The organism is Roseicyclus mahoneyensis, assembly GCF_003148775.1.
Classification (GTDB): Bacteria; Pseudomonadota; Alphaproteobacteria; order Rhodobacterales; family Rhodobacteraceae; genus Roseicyclus; species Roseicyclus mahoneyensis.
The window spans coordinates 299,783-317,058 of record NZ_QGGW01000002.1; the positions used below are offsets into that span (position 1 = coordinate 299,783).

General features: G+C 64.3%; 14 protein-coding genes and 1 tRNA gene. 6 read left to right on the top strand and 9 right to left on the bottom strand.

Annotated elements, in window-relative coordinates:
• The 6 genes from C7455_RS06385 to C7455_RS06410 all read left to right on the top strand — a co-directional run bounded on the left by C7455_RS06385 (position 1) and on the right by C7455_RS06410 (position 7,614).
• Positions 1-1,194 (top strand): glycosyltransferase family 2 protein, encoded by a 1,194-nt coding sequence (locus C7455_RS06385; RefSeq protein WP_211315452.1) that lies wholly within the window; start codon positions 1-3, stop codon positions 1,192-1,194.
• 121 nt (positions 1,195-1,315) lie between these two features.
• Positions 1,316-2,209 carry a UTP--glucose-1-phosphate uridylyltransferase GalU gene (gene galU, locus C7455_RS06390; protein WP_109666635.1) on the top strand — a complete coding sequence of 298 codons (894 nt, stop codon included), beginning with the start codon at positions 1,316-1,318 and terminating at the stop codon, positions 2,207-2,209.
• A gap of 16 nt (positions 2,210-2,225) precedes the next feature.
• Positions 2,226-3,470 (top strand): glycosyltransferase, encoded by a 1,245-nt coding sequence (locus tag C7455_RS06395; RefSeq protein WP_109666637.1) that lies wholly within the window; start codon positions 2,226-2,228, stop codon positions 3,468-3,470.
• A complete protein-coding gene (locus tag C7455_RS06400) occupies positions 3,467-4,477 on the top strand; it encodes a glycosyltransferase family 2 protein (RefSeq protein WP_109666638.1) in 1,011 nt (336 codons plus the stop codon). The genes C7455_RS06395 and C7455_RS06400 overlap by 4 nt, the downstream gene beginning before the upstream one ends.
• The gene (locus C7455_RS06405; RefSeq protein ID WP_109666640.1) at positions 4,474-6,174 is read left to right on the top strand and encodes a DUF5927 domain-containing protein; all 1,701 of its coding nucleotides are present in this window, start codon (positions 4,474-4,476) and stop codon (positions 6,172-6,174) included. Before C7455_RS06400 ends, C7455_RS06405 begins: the two co-directional genes overlap by 4 nt.
• A gap of 3 nt (positions 6,175-6,177) precedes the next feature.
• Complete coding sequence (locus C7455_RS06410) at positions 6,178-7,614, top strand: nodulation protein NodH (protein WP_109666642.1); 1,437 nt, start codon at positions 6,178-6,180, stop codon at positions 7,612-7,614.
• 4 nt (positions 7,615-7,618) lie between these two features.
• On the opposite strand, the gene C7455_RS06415 is transcribed toward C7455_RS06410, so the two are convergent.
• The 9 genes from C7455_RS06415 to C7455_RS06455 form a co-directional block, all read right to left on the bottom strand.
• Complete coding sequence (locus C7455_RS06415) at positions 7,619-8,083, bottom strand: PTS sugar transporter subunit IIA (protein ID WP_109666643.1); 465 nt, start codon at positions 8,081-8,083, stop codon at positions 7,619-7,621.
• Positions 8,084-8,160: 77 nt separating this feature from the next.
• Entirely contained in the window at positions 8,161-8,736 is a 576-nt protein-coding gene (hpf, locus tag C7455_RS06420) for a ribosome hibernation-promoting factor, HPF/YfiA family (protein WP_109666645.1), read from the bottom strand.
• 224 nt (positions 8,737-8,960) lie between these two features.
• Positions 8,961-9,728, bottom strand: coding sequence for an LPS export ABC transporter ATP-binding protein (gene lptB, locus C7455_RS06425; RefSeq protein WP_109666646.1), 768 nt, complete (start codon positions 9,726-9,728; stop codon positions 8,961-8,963).
• Positions 9,725-10,216 carry an LptA/OstA family protein gene (locus C7455_RS06430; RefSeq protein ID WP_109666648.1) on the bottom strand — a complete coding sequence of 164 codons (492 nt, stop codon included), beginning with the start codon at positions 10,214-10,216 and terminating at the stop codon, positions 9,725-9,727. Before C7455_RS06430 ends, lptB begins: the two co-directional genes overlap by 4 nt.
• A 15-nt stretch (positions 10,217-10,231) precedes the next feature.
• Positions 10,232-10,828: an LPS export ABC transporter periplasmic protein LptC gene (gene lptC / locus C7455_RS06435; RefSeq protein ID WP_109666649.1), complete on the bottom strand. Its 597-nt coding sequence runs from the start codon at positions 10,826-10,828 to the stop codon at positions 10,232-10,234.
• A gap of 13 nt (positions 10,829-10,841) precedes the next feature.
• Positions 10,842-11,453: a ribonuclease D gene (locus C7455_RS06440; protein WP_109666651.1), complete on the bottom strand. Its 612-nt coding sequence runs from the start codon at positions 11,451-11,453 to the stop codon at positions 10,842-10,844.
• Positions 11,454-11,531: 78 nt separating this feature from the next.
• A tRNA-Leu gene (locus C7455_RS06445) sits at positions 11,532-11,618 on the bottom strand.
• A gap of 72 nt (positions 11,619-11,690) precedes the next feature.
• Positions 11,691-15,332 (bottom strand): translocation/assembly module TamB domain-containing protein, encoded by a 3,642-nt coding sequence (locus C7455_RS06450; RefSeq protein WP_109666652.1) that lies wholly within the window; start codon positions 15,330-15,332, stop codon positions 11,691-11,693.
• Entirely contained in the window at positions 15,332-17,146 is a 1,815-nt protein-coding gene (locus tag C7455_RS06455) for an autotransporter assembly complex protein TamA (RefSeq protein ID WP_109666654.1), read from the bottom strand. Before C7455_RS06455 ends, C7455_RS06450 begins: the two co-directional genes overlap by 1 nt.
• Positions 17,147-17,276 lie beyond the last annotated feature (130 nt).

Genomic DNA, 17,276 nt, shown 5'->3' on the forward strand with positions numbered 1-17,276 from the left:
GTGGCGCGGCTCAGCGTCGTTGTGGTCAGCGCCGGCCGGCCCCGCGCGCTGGCCCGCTGCCTGACCGCGCTGTCGCAACTGCGCTCCACCCGCTTTGAGGTGATCGTGGTCGCCGATGCCGACGGCTTGGCTGTTTCGTGCACCTTGCCCATGTCGGACAGGCTGACTTTGGTGCCGCAGGAGGTCGAAAACATCTCGGCTGCCCGAAACGCGGGCATTGCCGTCGCCGCGGGGGATGTCGTGGCCTTCATCGACGATGACGCGGTGCCGGAACCGGACTGGGCCGAGGCATTGCTGCGGGGGTTCGACCGGCCTGAGGTGGGCGCCGTGACCGGCCCGGTCCTTGGGCGCAACGGCATTTCGTTGCAATGGGGCCGGATGGTAGTGGATCGACAGGGCCGGGACAGGTGGCTTGAGGCGCAGGCGTCGCCCGTCCATGGCGAAGTCCTGAAGCTGCACGGCACGAACATGGCCGTCCGCCGCACATGTCTGACTCTAACGGGCGGGTTCGACACCGGATTCAAGTTCTATCTCGACGAAACCGATCTGGCCCTGCGCCTTGCAGCGGCTGGTGCTCAAACGCGCTACCTGCCCGCTGCGCGTGTTCACCACGGGTTTGCGGCCAGCGCCCGCCGCCGGGCGGACCGGGTGCCGCTCAGCCTGCATGACATCGGTGCGTCCAGCGCGCTTTTCTTGCGCAAACACGCCCCTGATGCACAGGAAACCGCGTTGGACCTGCTGATCGCAGACCAGCGCGCGCGGTTGTTGCGGATGGCGCGGGCGCGGCGCATCGGCCCGGCCGAAATGCGTTCCCTGATGGAAAGCCTTGCTGCGGGGATCGCCGAGGGACGGGACCGGCGCAGCGACGTGCCGACCTGTCCTTTGGCCGAGCCTCATGCCTTCGTGCCGCTCAACATCGAGCTGCCGCCAGAGATGATCCGCCGCGACGGCTGGCTCCACCGCGCAAGAATGTTGCGCGACCAAGCCGCTGTGGATGTCGCTGCCGGACGACCCTCGGCCTTGATTTTGCTGGAGCCGACGCCGCGCAAGCATCGTGTGGAATTTACCGAAGGCGGCTGGTGGGAGCAGCGTGGTGGGCTGTTCGGGCCTTCAGACCGCGCGGGTGCGCGGGTTCAATTCTGGTGCTACCGGTCGCGTGTTGCGGCCGAATGGGCAGGTTTTTTTGCAGCATGAGCGGGGAAACCTGTCGGTGGCTCGTGCATCCGCCGTCGTAATCCGTTAAGGATCTATCGATAGTGCGGTAGGAGCGCGCGTTCGCCTGACGAGCGCGGGGACAAGGCGGCAAGGTTCAGTGATGAAAAGACGCGTGACAAAGGCGATTTTCCCCGTGGCGGGTCTGGGAACCAGATTTCTGCCCGCGACCAAATCGATTCCCAAGGAAATCATGACGCTGGTGGATCGACCGCTGATTCAGTACGCCATCGACGAGGCGCGGGCGGCCGGCATCAAGGAGTTCATCTTTGTCACCAGCCGGGGAAAATCCGCGCTCGAGGATTATTTCGACGCCGCACCTGAACTGGAAAATGCGCTGCGCAAGAAGGGCAAGACCGACCTGCTTGAGGCGCTCAAGACCACAACTATGGATTCTGGCGCCATCGCCTATATCCGGCAGCAAAAGCCGCTGGGTCTTGGTCACGCGGTGTGGTGCGCACGGCGGTTGTTGTCGAACGAGCCCTTTGCCGTGATCCTGCCCGATGACGTGATCGCCGCAGAAAAGCCCTGCCTGCAGCAGATGGTCGAAGCCTATGCCGAGACCGGCGGCAACATGGTCGCCGCGATGGAGGTGCCCGCCGACAAGACCAACGCCTACGGTGTACTGGACATCAAGGACGACATGGGATCAGTCGTCTCGGTCAAGGGGATGGTGGAAAAGCCTGCGCTGGGAACGGCGCCCTCGAACCTTGCCGTGATCGGCCGTTACATCCTCACCCCTGAGATCATGAACAATCTCAATAAGATCAAGACTGGCGCGGGCGGCGAGGTGCAGTTGACCGATGCTATTGCCGAAGAAATCACCGCGTCCGATAACGTTTATGGCTTCCGGTTCCGTGGCCAGCGGTTCGATTGTGGCTCCAAGGCAGGGTTCCTGCAGGCCACCGTCGCCTTCGGCATGGCGCGGGAAGACCTGCGCGAGGAATTCAGCGCCTATCTCGGTGACCTGATGGCGTCGCGCAGCGCGGCCCAATAGGCCGAGGGGTTCCGTCTTGGCGGATCCCGGCCGGACCACGCTCTGGCTTGATGTCACGAGACTGGTCAGCCGGGCGGGGCGCGATATTCTGACTGGTGTCGATCGGGTGGAACATGCCTGGCTTGTGCATCTGATCGAAACGGCCCCCTCCGAAAGCCGGTATATTCTGCGCTCCACCCGGGGCTACCTGTTGCTGGATCGGCGGGGCGCTGCCCGGCTTGCCGCCATTCTGGCCGGCGGTGACATGCGCGAACGGGGCGATCCGCTCTCACGGCTCATCGGCAAGGGCCGCGCGCCCCGCCACCGGGTCGAAGCCGCCTTGCGCGCGGTCGCGGTCGATCGGGCGCTTCCCTTTTGCTTGCCGCGCCTGCTGGCCCGCGCTGCGCCCGGGCGGTTTACCTACCTCAACCTCGGGCATTCCAATCTGTCGCAGGCAACGCTGACGGCCTTCGCCCGCGCTCCGCAGGCGCGGGTCGCTGTTTTGATCCACGACCTGATCCCGACAACCCATCCCGATCTGGTCGCCGACGGAATGCCCGCTCGTTTTTCCGGACGGATCGAACAGGTGCGCCAGACCGCCGATCTGGTGATCTGCAATTCTGACGCAACCGAGGCGGATCTGGCAGCGCATTGGCAAAACGCCCCGCGCCGCCCGCCCACCGTTGTCGCTGCGCTGGGCGTGGATGTGCCGCCGCGGGCGACCGGTCCGCGCGACCCGCGCCATTTCGTGATGCTGGGCACGATCGAGCCGCGCAAGAATCACGCCCTGATGATTGACGTCTGGGAACGACTGGCTGCCGAGCTTGCGCCCGACCAGATGCCCGATCTGCACATCATTGGTCCGACTGGTTGGAAAGTCGGGCCGCTGATGGACAGGCTTGCCCGTCACCCCCTGCTTGGTCGGTCGATCCACCTGCACGGTCCATTGCCCGAGGCCGAAGTTCAGGCCCATCTTTCGCGCGCTGTCGCTTTGCTGTTTCCCTCTCTGGCTGAAGGGTACGGCTACCCTCCACTCGAAGCGGCGCTGATGGGGGCGTTGCCGATCTGCAGCGACCTAAAGGTGCTCCGTAAAACTTTGGGGGACAGCGCCGTTTACCTTAACGTCACAGACGCGTATTCATGGTCGGAAACGATAAAGAAACACGTCTTGGGTATGAGTGCATTGCCAGACTTGCCGCCACCGAAGGTGACGCTTTGGCCGGCGCATTTTGAAATGGTGACCCGTGCCTTGGCCGGGGACGTGGGGAAGGGTCGTTCATGAAGGCGATGAAGCGGTATGCATTGCGCTTGGAGCGCAAGAAATACCTCGTTCGCGCCTGGCGAAAGAGCCGGTCGTTGCGTTCCGTGGCCGACCGTACCGACGCCATCGGCCCGCAAGATGTGCTGTGTTTTTGCACCCTTCGCAATGAAAAGGTCAGGCTCAAGTACTTCCTGACCTATTACCGCGAAAGGGGCATCTCGCATTTCCTGTTCGTCGACAATGACAGCACGGATGGCACGCGCGAGTTTCTGGCCGAACAGCCCGACTGCTCGGTCTGGACCACTCCCGACAGCTACAAGCGGTCGCGCTTTGGCATGGACTGGATCAACCGCCTGCTCAGGCTTTATGGCCACAAGCACTGGTGCCTTGTCGTCGACCCGGATGAATTCCTCGTTTACCCGTTCAGCGACACTCGGCCCATCCCCGCGCTGACCGACTGGCTGGATGCGTCCTCGATCAAGAGCTTCGGGGCGATGATCCTCGACATGTATCCAAAGGGTCCGATCACCGCGCAACCTTATGCCGACGGGCAGGACCCGTTCGAGATCGCGTGCTGGTTCGATCCGGGCAACTACGTGATCGAGCGGAACTGGGACTACGGAAATCTCTGGATTCAGGGTGGACCACGCGCACGGGCCTTTTTTCAGGACCAACCCGCCAAGGCGCCGGCGCTGAACAAAGTGCCGCTGGTCAAATGGCATCGCAGCTATGCCTTCGCTAGTTCGACCCACATGCTGCTGCCGCGCGGGCTCAACCTCGTCTATGACGAATGGGGTGGCGAAAAAACCTCGGGCGTTTTGCTGCATGCCAAATTCCTCGACACCTTCACGGTGAAGGCCGCCGAAGAGCTTGAGCGCAATCAGCATTATGCCGCCTCGGCGGAGTACAAGGCGTATCACGCGGGCCTGAACGCCAACCCCGATTTCTGGACGAAATGGTCCGAACGCTACATCAATTGGCGCCAGCTCGAGATCCTAGGTCTCATGTCCAAGGGGAACTGGGCATGAGCACGTTGGGCTTCGTCATGCTGTGCCACACCGCGCTGCACCGCGCGGCGCAGGTCGCGCGCCACTGGGCCGAACGCGATTGCCCGGTGGTCATCCACGTTGACAGGCAGGTCAAGCGCGACCGGTTCGAGGCGTTTCGAAAGGAATTGTCCGACCTGCCCAATGTCCGGTTTTCCCCTCGTGTGCGCTGCGAATGGGGAACATGGTCGCTGGTCGGCGCGTCGCAGGGCGCAGCCGAGATGTTGCTGCGCGACTTTCCGGGTGTGCGCCATGTCTATCTTGCGTCGGGGTCGTGCTTGCCGCTTAGGCCGGTCGATGAATTGCAGGCCTATCTGGCCGCCCGCCCGATGACCGATTTCATCGAAAGCGTCACAATCCGGGACGTGGACTGGACCGTGGGCGGCCTAAACGACGAACGGTTCAACCTGCGTTTCCCGTTTTCATGGAAGCGGCAGCGCTTCTTGTTCGATAAATACGTCGAACTTCAGCGCAGGCTAGGGCTCAAGCGGCGTATCCCCGATGGGGTTGTGCCGCATCTGGGCAGCCAGTGGTGGTGCCTGACGCGCCAAACATTGACGGCCATCTTGCAAGATCCCCGCCGGAAAGAGATCGAGACTTATTTCAAGCTGGTCTGGATTCCTGACGAAAGCTACTACCAGACCCTCGTGCGCAACTACTCGCGCTCGATCGAAAGCCGGTCCTTGACCCTGTCCAAGTTCGATTTTCAGGGCAAGCCGCATGTCTTCTACGACGATCACCTGCACTTGCTGCGCCGGTCCGACTGCTTTGTCGCACGCAAGATCTGGCCAAAGGCCAACCGCCTCTACAAAACCTTCCTGACCGAGGACGGGGCCACGACGCGCATGGCCGAACCTGCGCCCGGCAAGATCGACCGGGTGTTCTCCAAGGCACTGGAACGGCGGACGCGCGGGCGGCCGGGTCTCTACATGCACAGCCGCTTTCCCAACCCTGATTGGGAAAACGGCAAGACGGCCGCGCCCTATTCGCTGTTCCATGGCTTCAACGATCTGTTCGACGATTTCGAGACATGGCTGTCGCGGCGGCTGGGGTCGCCGGTGCATGGCAACATCTTCGATCCCGGCATGGTCCGGTTCTCGGGCGATGCCACGGTTTATGCCGGTTGTCTTTCCGCGTCTGCCAAGCTGCGCGACTACAATCCCGAGCGTTTCCTGACCAACCTGATCTGGAACACGCGGGGGGAACGGCAGGTCTTCATGTTCGGCCCGCGCGACAACCAGCGGCCGGGTTCCTTTATGGCGTCGGATTCCAATGCTCAGATCTCCGTCATCTCGGGGGCCTGGGCCGTGAGGTTGTTCCAGTCGAACCGCAATTTCGCAGATCTCCGCGAAGAAGCCGCCCTGATGCAGCGCCGCGAGATCGATTTCATCAACACGCTGCGCCATGTCAAAAGCCGTGCAGACATCCGCATCTGGACGCTGGCGGAATTCATCGAGGAACCGATGGAGAACCTCCAGGGCATTCTTGACGCCATGGAAGGGGCAAATGCCTTGCGCCTGACCGAGGCGCCGCGCATGGTCGACCTGACGGGCTTTGCCGCTTTCTTGCAGTCGCTTAAGAACCAGGGTCTGAACCCGATGACGGTCGGCGATTTCCCGCAAGAAGGTCTGACGCATCGCCCGCCGTCCGATAGAAACAGACCCTATTTGGTGACCTGATACATGGCTGACCGCCGCTTCGATGCCTTCGTCTTGTTCGCCGAGATGCGGACAGGTTCGAACTATCTCGAGGACAGCCTGAATGCCCTGCCCGACCTCACCTGCCATGGCGAAGTCTACAACCCCACCTTCCTCGGCCATCACAACAAGTTCGAGCTTTTCGGATACGACATGGACCGGCGCGAGGCAGATCCCTTGGGTCTGCTCCGCGCGATGATCGAGAAGACCGAGGGTTTGCCGGGGTTCCGTCTGTTCCATGACCATGATGATCGGGTGGTCGACGGCATCTTGCCCGATCCCCGCATCGCCAAGGTGATCCTTACCCGCAATCCGCTCGACAGCTATGTCAGCCGCAAGATCGCCACTGCGACCGGGCAATGGCGACTGACCGATGCCAAGAACCGCAAATCGGCCAAAGTCGTCTTTGACGCCGCCGAGTTTGCCGAGCTGATGGACCGGCTAGCCGGTTTTCAAGATCGGTTGCGGCGCGGGCTGCAGGTGACCGGGCAGACGGCCTTTCATGTGCGCTATGAAGATATCAACGACCCCGAGGTGCTGAACGGGCTGGCGATGTTTCTTGGCTCCATCGGGCGGGTTGAGGGAGCTTCGAAAAAGCTCAAGCGCCAGAACCCGGGCGAATTGGCCGACAAGGTGGAGAACTACGACGAGATGATCGCAGCCCTGCGCGACGTCGACCGGTTCGGATTGACGGCCAGTGCCGACGCAGAAGTGCCCCGCGGGGCCTCGGTGCCGAACCTTGTCGCCCATCCCTCGGCTGGCTTGTTGTTCATCCCGCTCAAGGGATCGCCCGAACAGGCGGTGCTGGACTGGATGGGGGATATCGGCGGCGTTGGGCGCGACGCGCTGCTCAGGCGCATGTCGCAAAAGGAGTTGAGGCAGTGGATGAAGGACCATCCCGGCTACCGCAGTTTCACTGTGCTGCGCCACCCGGTGAAACGCGCCTACAACAGCTTTTGCCGCTTCATCTTGCCCGATGACCGTCCCGCTTACGAGGACCCGCGCAAGGTCATGCGGCAACGCTACAAGCTGCCGATCCCCGCCAAGACCCCCGGCCCCGATTGGACCGAGGCCGAGCAGAAGGCGGCCTTCCTCGCCTATCTGGAGTTCCTCAAGCCCAATCTTGATGGGCAGACCAGCGTGCGTGTCGATACCGCATGGGCAACGCAATCGGCGATCTTGCAGGGCATGGCACAGGTTCTGACGCCCCATGCCCTGATCGACGAGGAGGAGATGGCGACAGCCCTGCCCGATCTGGCGCGCGCTGTGGGCGTGAGCGATGTTCCGGCGCTGCGCGACGAGGTTATCCCGACGCCTGTTCCGCTGGACCGCATCTATGACGGCAAGATCGAAAAGGCGGCAATCGACGCCTACCGCCGCGATTACCTGACGCTCGGTTTTCCGCGCTGGAACAAGCGGTAGCCGGTCAGGCTGCCTGGCTTGATTCGTGGTCGGTCAGCAGTGTGTGCAGCGTTGCGGGGTCGGAATTTGCCCGCAGCTTGGCGCATAGGGCGGCATCGCGCAGGGTGCGCGACACCAGCGCCAGCGCCTTGAGATGGTCGACGCCGCTGTCGGCGGGGGCAAACAACGCAAAGACCAGATCGACCGGCTGCCGATCCGCGGCATCAAAATCGATCGGGCGTTCCAGCCGCAAAAAGGCACCGTGCACCTCGGTCAGGTCCGACAGCCGCGCATGCGGCAGCGCGACGCCATGCCCAACACCCGTGGGCCCGAGGCTCTCGCGTTCCTGCAGCGCGTCGAAGATCATGCCCTCGGGTAGGCCGATCAGGCCATGCGCCTGATCGGCGATGGCCTGCATCAGACGCTTCTTGCTGGTCACATCGCTCAGCACCTTGACGGCCCGCGGCTTCAGCAACGAAGACAGGTTCATCCCATCCCTTTCGTGACCCTGATGTCGGATCGGTTGAGCGCGGCGGGCCATTCACTGGCCCGCATCGCGCAATGTGTCTACTGCATCCGGGGATCGACCCAACCGACGTTCCCGTCGTCGCGCCGGTAGACGATATTGACCCCGCTGTGCTTTTCGTTTCGGAACACCAGAAAGGGTGAGCCGGACAATTCCATTTGCATTACTGCCTCACCCACGCTCAGAGATGGGATCTTGGTCTCCATCTCGGCCACGATGATCGGCTGCAGATCCGTGGGCTCTTGTTCCTCTTCCTCGTGCCCGGATGCGGCGAGGACATACATCGGCGCGTCTAGGGTTTCAACGGGCTGCGGACGGTCGCGGTGATGGTCCTTGAGCCGCCGTTTGTAGCGGCGCAGCTGCTTTTCCATCTTCTCGCATGACGCGTTGAAGGCGGCATAGATCTCATGCGCGTGCCCTTTGGCCGAAGCGGTCAGGCCGGTGGACAGGTGCACCGTGGCCTCGCACAGGAATTCGGACCCGGATTTGGAAAAGATCACGGTCGCATCGGTCGGCCGGTCGGAGTACTTTCCGACAGCCGCACCCAGCGTGTCGCGCACATGGGTTTGCAGCGCCTCGCCGATGTCGATCTGTTTACCACTGATTTGATAGCGCATGGATCCTCCGCACTTCGGACACGCGGGGTGCAGGCCCGGCATGGGCTGCCCGTCCCGCGCGAAAAGATGTTCGGTTGTTTCTCGCTAAGGGCGATCCGGGGGCCGTTTTCGCGGCCCTTTGTCCGGGGTGCGGACGTGAAGATCAGGGATGAAGCAAACGCGAACATCACCACCATTAGGCGATGGTGCGTGGTCTGTTGTCAACGCAAAGCGGTGGGGCGGCCTCACGAGATCCGGAAGCTCTGGCCCAAATAGACGCGCCGCACGGTTTCGTCGCGTACCACCTCGTCGGGCACGCCGGATTTGATGATCGTGCCCTCATGCAAGATGTAGGCGCGGTCGACGATCTCCAGCGTTTCGCGCACGTTGTGATCGGTGATCAGAACGCCGATGCCACGGGTTTTGAGATCCTGCACAAGGTGGCGGATGTCGCCCACGGCGATCGGGTCCACCCCGGCAAAGGGTTCGTCGAGCAGCACATAGCGCGGGTTCAAGGCAAGGCAGCGCGCAATCTCCGCCCGGCGCCGTTCGCCCCCCGACAGCGACAGCGCGGGCGCGCGGCGCAGGTGACCGATGGAAAACTCCGACAGCAGTTCCTCCAGCCGCTCAAGCCTGCGCGCGCGGTCGCGTTCCACCACTTCGAGAATCGCAAGGATGTTGTCCTCGACCGACAGTCCGCGAAAGATCGACATTTCTTGTGGCAGGTAGCCGATGCCCGCCCGCGCGCGGCGATACATGGGAAATTGCGTCACGTCCTGTCCGTCGATGGTGACGCTGCCGCCATCGGGCGTGATCAGCCCCGCGATGCAGTAGAAGGATGTGGTCTTGCCCGATCCGTTCGGCCCCAGCAGGGCCACGACTTCGCCCCGCGCCAGACGCAGCGAGACGTCGCGGATCACCGGGCGCTTGCGGTAGCTCTTGCGCAGGCGGTCGACGACAAGGCCCTGACTGCCATCTGTGACGCTGAAGCCGAAGCTGGGCCGTTCGGTCATTGATCGCCACCCAGAACGGTGCGCACGCGCCCGTCGACTGTGCCCGTGCCGGTCGTCATGTCGATCAACATCCGGTCGCCGGCAATCGCCGTCGGCCCTTGCGTGACCAGCACATCGCCCGACAGGGTCAATAGCGCGGTCTGAACCGCATAGCGCGCTTCGGCCCCCTCCGCTGCATCAGCCCCGCGTGTGACCAGAACCCCGCCCGTGGCGATGACATCTTGCACCCGCCGTGCACCCGTGTCGGTTGTATAGACGATCTCGATCCGGCCTGCGGTCATGCGAAGATCGCCCTGCATGACGATCACATTGCCCTCGAACACGGCGTTTCCGTTGGATTGGTTCACGGTCAGGCTATCGGCCGTCACCTCCACCGGTTGGTTGGCGTCATGGGCGACACCCCCGAAGCCGACTGCCACCTGCGCCAGCGCAGGCCCCGAAATTCCGAGGATGAAGGCCAAAAAGAACGTTCTGAAAAATGCGGACATGGTCATGGTCTTGGGTCAATCCTGCGGCTGGTATAGCAGCCGAACGCCGCCGGTGAAACTGAGGAAACTCTCACCGTCGAGGCCGGTGAGAGTCATCGCGCCTGCCTCAAGCGTCAGGCCAGGCCCGGTCAAGACGATGGCCTCCGGCGCGGCCAGGTCCATGCTGTCCAGACCCACGGTCAGCCGGTCGGTGGACATCTGGTAGCCTGTGGTCACCACCACGGTGACAGAGCCGTCAAGGACGACGACCTGTCTGGCCAATTCCAGATCGCCCCGGTCTGCCGACAACAGCAGCGCTGCGCCGTCGGACAGGCTGAGGCGACTTTCGACGGCCGTCATCAATATGGTGTTGGGGTCCTGTACGGCCGCGGCGGCAGTTTCGGCCACCAACGTTACCTCGCGCCCGTCGTCCAGCGTTCCGGCAAAGCGTGGCCGCGACAGGCGTTGTTCGCGCACAAGCTGGTCGACATCCACCTGCGCAAAGGGCAGGGCATCCTCGGGGTCGGGCGTCCGCGAAAACAGGAACAGCGTCGACAACAGCGCCAGCGCGATCAATGGCAGGGCCACCTTTGCCCAGGCGACCGTCGTGGAATATCGGTTGCCGCGTGCCATCGGACCCTCGACCTCAATGGGCGAAGATGTCGATCTCGGGCCATCCGGCAAGGTCAAGCTGCGCGCGGGCGGGCAGGAAATCGAAACACGCTTGCGCAAGGTCGGTCCGCCCTTCGCGCTCGAGCATCACGTCGAGTTTCGCCTTGAGCCGGTGCAGATACAGCACGTCCGACGCGGCATAGGATTTCTGTGCTTCGCTCAGCGAAACCGCGCCCCAGTCCGAGCTTTGCTGCTGTTTGGAAATGTCGATGTCGAGCAATTCCTGCAGAAGATACTTCAGCCCGTGGCGGTCGGTATAGGTGCGTACAAGTCTGGATGCGATCTTGGTGCAATAGACGGGTGAGGCCAGCGCGCCGAAGGCGTGATACATCACCGCGATGTCGAAACGCCCGAAATGGAACAGTTTCAGAACCTCCGGGTCACGCAAGAGGCGCGCCAGATTGGGTGCATCTGTCTGGCCCTTGTCGATCTGCACCAGATGGGCGTCGCCGTCGCCCGAAGACAGTTGGACAACGCACAGCCTGTCGCGCTGGGGGATCAGCCCCATGGTCTCGCAATCAATTGCGACAATGGGGCCCAGATACAGTCCGTCGGGCAGATCGTTCTTGTAGAGGTGATTGGTCACGCGCCCGTCCCTTTCAGCATCCAGTCGGAGCCAGCTATGCCCCAACCTGCCCGAAGGCGCCAGAGCGTCGAAGGGATTTGGTGCCCAGGAGAGGACTCGAACCTCCACGACCTTTCGATCACTGGCACCTGAAGCCAGCGCGTCTACCAATTCCGCCACCTGGGCAGGTGTCGTGAGCGGGGCTGATATATCCGCATCGCGGGGCTGTCAACGGGCCAAACCCGGGAAAATCGGCGCTTAGTAATCGCGCTCGAAAAAGACACCCAGCCTCGAGGTTCCATCGGTCGAAAACGTTCCACGCGCGGTGATGTCGGGCGTCAGGTCGATGTTGAGCGAGGCACCCGTGTTGCCGTCCTGGTCAATGACGACGTCCGTATAGACATTGTCCGACAGGTAGCGCCCGGCGCGCAAGGCGGCGTTGCCCTCGGCGTCGGTCTGAAGGTCCAGATCGTCGAGGCCCAGGCCCTCGCGCAGGGTGGCGAAGATGCCGGACTGGCTGGAACCGCCCGCCAGCGAAGCGGCGGCATCGGCCATCTGCAACAATTGCACCGGTGACAGGGCCGAGACCGAGCGCCCGAACAGAAGCTGGGCCAGAACCTCGTCCTCTGGCAGGGCCGGGGTGGACGTAAAGCTGATCTCGGGCGCGCTGATCCGGCCGATCATGTTCACGCCGATGGTATAGCCTCCGTTGCGCGACGTGGCCAACAGGCGGATGTACGGGTCAAAGTTGCCTTGCAGGGTTGCAGACCCATCCGTCAGGTCCAGCCGGTTTCCAAGGATCGCAAGCCGCCCCCGGATCAGATCGAAGCGGCCCGAAGGGATCACATTTGCCGTGGTCCCAGCCAGGCCGAGCGTCCCGCCCAGTTCGGCATCCAGACCGCGACCGCGCAGGAAGATCCGGCCGGGTGCGGTAATGGTCAGGTCCAGACCGATCCTTTGCGATCCACCGCTACCGGTTTCGGAAGGACCGAGGCCCGCAGCGACCCGCGTGCGACGTTCGGCAGCGGTTTCGCCCAGATGTGTGATCGGCGGAATCGGGGCAGACCCGCCCAGCCCGCTTTCGGGGATACGCAGTTCCGTTTCGCCAAGCGCGATGGTGCCGCCCACCTGAAGCGACCCCGCCAGCGACCCGCTGACCGTCACGTCGGCCCGGTTGATGGAGGCGGAATAGAGCGTCGGATCGATAAGCCGCAGGCTCTGCCCAGTGACAGTGATCTGTGCCGGAAGGCCCGGCGTGGTCAGCGTCACCGATCCGTTGGCGCCGATGGTGCCGCCGGTGCCGAGCGTTCCGTTCGCGTCAAAGCTGAGACGCCCGCCCGAAATCTGACCCGACGCCGACAGTCCGTCAATGGATGTCTGCACGATCGGGAGCGTGACGCGCGCGCCGCCGGTCCGGAAGCTTCCGGACAGATTCGCAAGGCTTGGAGCGCCCCGGAGCGTCAGGTCAAAGGCCAAGGATCCGCTTATCCCTCTGGGTGCCAGTGCCCGGTTCGCCAGCGCGAGCGGCAATTGCCCGTTGGCCGTCAGGTCGACCGTGCCCGCCACAGGCTCTGCGCTGCCCGACAGCGTCGCCGTGATGCCCGCGGCACTGCCTACATTGGCCACGATCCGGTAGGGCGCCGCGCTGTCCGGCCCGCGTGTCACATTGAGTGTGCTGGTCACGGCCCCGCTCAGGGCGTCGGTGAACAGGCCGATGTTGTTCAGCCGCACTTCGGCCGACGCGACGGCGCCCGCATCGCTCAGTTGCCCGCTGCCTGTCAGGGTCAATTCAGGGCCCGCCAACCGCAGGTCGCGCAGGATCAGAACGCCATCGTCGCGCCGCGCGGACACAAAGAGCCGGATTTCCCCGGCCGAAAGCTGCGGCGGCAAGGCGGCAGGCAGCGGCAGGTCGGTCGCGGTACCGCTGAGGGTCAGGTCGAAATCGCCTGATACAGGGTCTGCTCCGCCCGTCAGGTCGGCGTTGATGCCGGCATCGCTGCGCAGGTTCGCGGCGATCTGCAAGGTGGCGTCGTCCTCGACACCTTGGGTGATGTCAATCGTCACATTCGCCGGTCCGCTCAGGGCATCGGTGAACAGACCCACCTCGGCCAACCGCGCCTCGGCTGACAGGGTCGCGCCCGTCGAACTCAACCGTCCGTTCGCAGTCAGGGACACCTCTTGCCCCGAAAGCCGCAGCTCGCGCAGGGTCGTGCCGGTTGCGTCGCGCAGCGCCGAGACGGTCAGCGTCGTATCGCCCGCCAAAAGCTCGGGCGGGACGCCATCGGCAAGGACCAGATCGGTTCCGGTGCCGGTCAGAACCATGTCGAAGGCGCCTGACAGGATCTCAGCCTCGCCCGACAGCGCCCCGCTCAACGATCCGGCCAACGGCTGGCCTGTCAGTGCGGCAAAGCGTGACAGGTCGCCCGCCTCCGCCCTCAGGTCGGTGGTCAGGGTCAGCTGCTGGTCGGCCAGCAACAGCGCGGCCATGCCGGACAGGAACAGGTTGCCGGCCTGCGTTTCCAGATCGCTCAGGATCAGTGGCGCGCCTTGCAGCCACGAGATTTGCGCCGTCAAGCGCGCGCTGTCGCCCAAGGCGGTCGCAAGGGCCGGATCATCGTGGCTCAGCCCCCCGATTTCGATGGTGACGGGAGAGCTGACGGACAGCCCCTGAGGGGTCTCGCCGATCTGTCCGCTGGCATCGAGGCTCAGGCTCGCGACCCGCGCCGGTCCTAGGTTCAGCGACGTGACACCGACCTTGGCGGTGTAGCTGTCGCGGTCGGCGGAGTCATAGCTCAGGTTCAGGTCGACTGCTCCGACGGTGACGTCACCGCCGGACACCGGCAGGCGCACCGGGCCCTCGTCCTCCGGGTCGGCGATGCGACCGACCAGTTCGAACGCACGCGGATGCCCGCCGGGTGCCAGCGACAACGTACCGTCCAGCGTCAAGGCCGCTGAGCCAAGTGAAAGGGTATCAAGCTCGACCGATCCATCCGGCAAAAGCCGCAGGTCGGTTTCCAGTGCCACGTCCGGTCCAAAGAACCTGCGGTAGTCCGGCATGAGCAGCGGGGTGATGTCGCCACCCAGATCGGCCTGCACGCGACGTTCGCCCGTGTCAGCCGCCAGCGACGTCACGACCTGTCCGGTCAGACGCGGCTCGCCGTCGCTTTCCAACGCGATATCGGCGGTGAACTCGTCAATCGGCCCCGCGCCGTCGACAGAAAGCCGCACAGGGGGCGCGCCCGGCAGGCCCAGAAGGGTCGTGGCGATGCCGCCGGCCTCTTCCTCCACGAGCAGGGCCAGATCGAGCTGCCGTGTTGTGTTGCCATAGGATGCCTGCAGGTCGAACAGTCCGCGCGGCCCGTCAATCCGTTCAAGATTAAGGTTGGCTGATCCCTCGCCCCCTGCCAGCCGCGCGTTGCCCTCGATCGAGAACGCGACAGCGAGGCCGAGGATATCCTCGCCCAGCGAGACGCGCGCGATGGCGGTGCGCTCGATCGCGATGGACACCGGCAATTCTGGCAGGGAAAACGGCGTCGCCTCGGCGCTGGACAGATCCGGGCCCGATCTTGTGATGGTCGGGCGGCGCGCGATCTCCAGATGCTCGGCGGTCAGCTGGTCGATCTGCAGCGCCCCTCTGAGCAGTGCTGCCCGCGACCAAGTCAGCTGGACGTTTTCCAGCGTCAGCCAGACCCCATCGTCGTCGGCGATGGTCATCAGGTCCATCTGCGCGGTGGAACTGAGCGCGCCGCGAAAGCCGCTGATCGTGACCGTGCGTGCCCCGTCCGAAAGCTGGTCCTCGAGAAAGCGGACGATCCGGGTGCGGTCGTCTTCCTCCTGCGCCAGCACCGTTGCGGGCAGGATGAAGGCCAGAAGGGTCAGACAAAGAGCCAGCGCGCGCATCAGAAGGCCTGTCCGATACCGATGTAGAGATAGGCCTCTGTCCCGGCATTGTTGCCGCTGGCCGGAGTCGCCAGATCGATTCGGATGGGGCCGAAGGGCGTGGCATAGCGCAGGCCAAGGCCCACACCCGCGTGCCAGTCGGCCGCCCCGTCGCCCCATGCGCCTTCGCTGACATAGCCCGCGTCGGCAAAGCCTACGATGCCGAAGTTCGTGTCGCCGATGTCGTGCCGCACTTCTCCCGAAAGGCCGACAAAGCCGCGCCCGCCGCTGGGCACCCCGCCTTGCAGCGCCCCAAGTGATCGGTAGGCCTGACCGCGCACGGTGCCCGATCCGCCCGAATAGAACAGGTCATCAGGCGCGATGTCGATCAGATCGCCGCCGAACAGGCTGCCCAGCTGCACCCGGGCGGCCAGCCGTGTCCGTTCCTCGGCCCCAAGGCCCCAGTACCCGCGCCCGTCCAGTGTGAACCGCGCCCCACCGCCGCCGCCGATGACCTGAAACGGAGTCAGCGTCAGGTCGGCATAGGCCCCGCCGCGCGCGTCGATCGGATCATCGCGGTTCTCGTAGGTAGCGCGCAGCGGGAGGGTAAAGCGGGTGATGTCGCGCGCGCCAAGACCATCCTCGATCTCGGAATAGGTGAGGCCGACGCCGCCCGCGACCGTCACCGTGCGTGACAGGCGATGGGTCAGCGAGGCCTCGACGCCGATGCCTTGTATCGTGAAGGTCGGTTCCTGCAGGAACACCAACGCCCCCTCGACAGCGAGCGAGGTATCGGGCGTAAAGGTCGCCGGACGCTCGAAGCGCGCCCGGAACTCGGCATCGACCCCGTCGCCTTCAAACTCCTGAATGCCCGCGATCTCCAGATCAAAGCGCAGCCGCTCTCCGCCACCCAGAAGGTTGCGGTGCAGCCAGTAGGCGCTGAGCAGCAGCCCCTCGTCGCTGGCAAGCTCCGCCCCAAAGCCCAGTCTGCGCAGCGGCGCCTCGGCCAGCGTCGCGGTGACATCGGCCACATCGCCCGCTTCGGGGTCGCGCAGGCGCAGGGCGACAGCGGAAAACACGCTGGTGTCGCGCAGCCGTTCTTCGGCGCGCTCCAGCGCGGCGGGCGAATAGACCTCCCCGGTGGGGAGGCCCGCTATCTCGAGGATGCGCTCGACCCGCATGCGTTGCTGACCCTCGGGGATCAGCGACCCGAAGGTGATGACCGGCCCCGGATCGACGCGGATCGCCACATCGAGGATTGCGGCGCGGTTCTGGGCGGTGATCTGCTGGCTGGCGACATCGGCGGTGGCATGACCCTGGTTCTGCCAGCCTTCGAGCGCAGCACGCGTGGTGGCGCGCAAAAGCGGTGTGGTCGCGGTCTCGCCGGGGCGGAACCCGTCGGGCAGGTCGGTATTGGCGGCAAGCGGCCCGATCTCTGCGCGGCCAAGCAAGAAGGGAGGGCCGGTTTCGATGTCGATCTCGACGCGCGTCACCTGCGCGGGCGCGTCAAAGGGAGAGATGCCCGCCGCATCGCGTCCGTCGAGCCGGATGGTGATGACAGGCGCAAAGAACCCCTGTTCATAGAGAATGCCGATCAGTCGCCCGTAATCTGCGCGCGCGGCGGCGGTGATATCCTGTCCGGTCCGAACGGTCCCCTCCTCGGGGGTGCGCAGCAGCAGAGCATTCGCCCTGAGCCGGTCGATCAGATCCTCCGAGGCCGATGGCGCGCGCAGCGTCACCTCTTGGCCTGACACGGCCAACGGGGCCATGGCCACGGCAGCGGCCGCGATGGTGGCGCGGATCAGGGCAAAGCTCTTGCGTGACACTGCAGGCATGCTCCAGACCTAGCCCTGACGCAGCCCTCTGGCCAGCGCGTTTGCCGTGATCGGGCAAGACCGGCGGAAAAACGGGACGATTTGCGCCTTGTCGCGCCGCGGCCCCGCTTCTATCACGCATGCAACCGCG

Coding starts and splice junctions, on each gene's coding strand:
- galU (WP_109666635.1), top strand. CDS start 1,316: ATGAAAAGACGCGTGACAAAGGCGATTTTCCCCGTGGCGGGTCTGGGA.
- C7455_RS06455 (WP_109666654.1), bottom strand. CDS start 17,146: ATGCCTGCAGTGTCACGCAAGAGCTTTGCCCTGATCCGCGCCACCATC.
- C7455_RS06415 (WP_109666643.1), bottom strand. CDS start 8,083: ATGAACCTGTCTTCGTTGCTGAAGCCGCGGGCCGTCAAGGTGCTGAGC.
- C7455_RS06450 (WP_109666652.1), bottom strand. CDS start 15,332: ATGCGCGCGCTGGCTCTTTGTCTGACCCTTCTGGCCTTCATCCTGCCC.
- C7455_RS06410 (WP_109666642.1), top strand. CDS start 6,178: ATGGCTGACCGCCGCTTCGATGCCTTCGTCTTGTTCGCCGAGATGCGG.
- hpf (WP_109666645.1), bottom strand. CDS start 8,736: ATGCGCTATCAAATCAGTGGTAAACAGATCGACATCGGCGAGGCGCTG.
- C7455_RS06405 (WP_109666640.1), top strand. CDS start 4,474: ATGAGCACGTTGGGCTTCGTCATGCTGTGCCACACCGCGCTGCACCGC.
- lptB (WP_109666646.1), bottom strand. CDS start 9,728: ATGACCGAACGGCCCAGCTTCGGCTTCAGCGTCACAGATGGCAGTCAG.
- lptC (WP_109666649.1), bottom strand. CDS start 10,828: ATGGCACGCGGCAACCGATATTCCACGACGGTCGCCTGGGCAAAGGTG.
- C7455_RS06430 (WP_109666648.1), bottom strand. CDS start 10,216: ATGTCCGCATTTTTCAGAACGTTCTTTTTGGCCTTCATCCTCGGAATT.
- C7455_RS06400 (WP_109666638.1), top strand. CDS start 3,467: ATGAAGGCGATGAAGCGGTATGCATTGCGCTTGGAGCGCAAGAAATAC.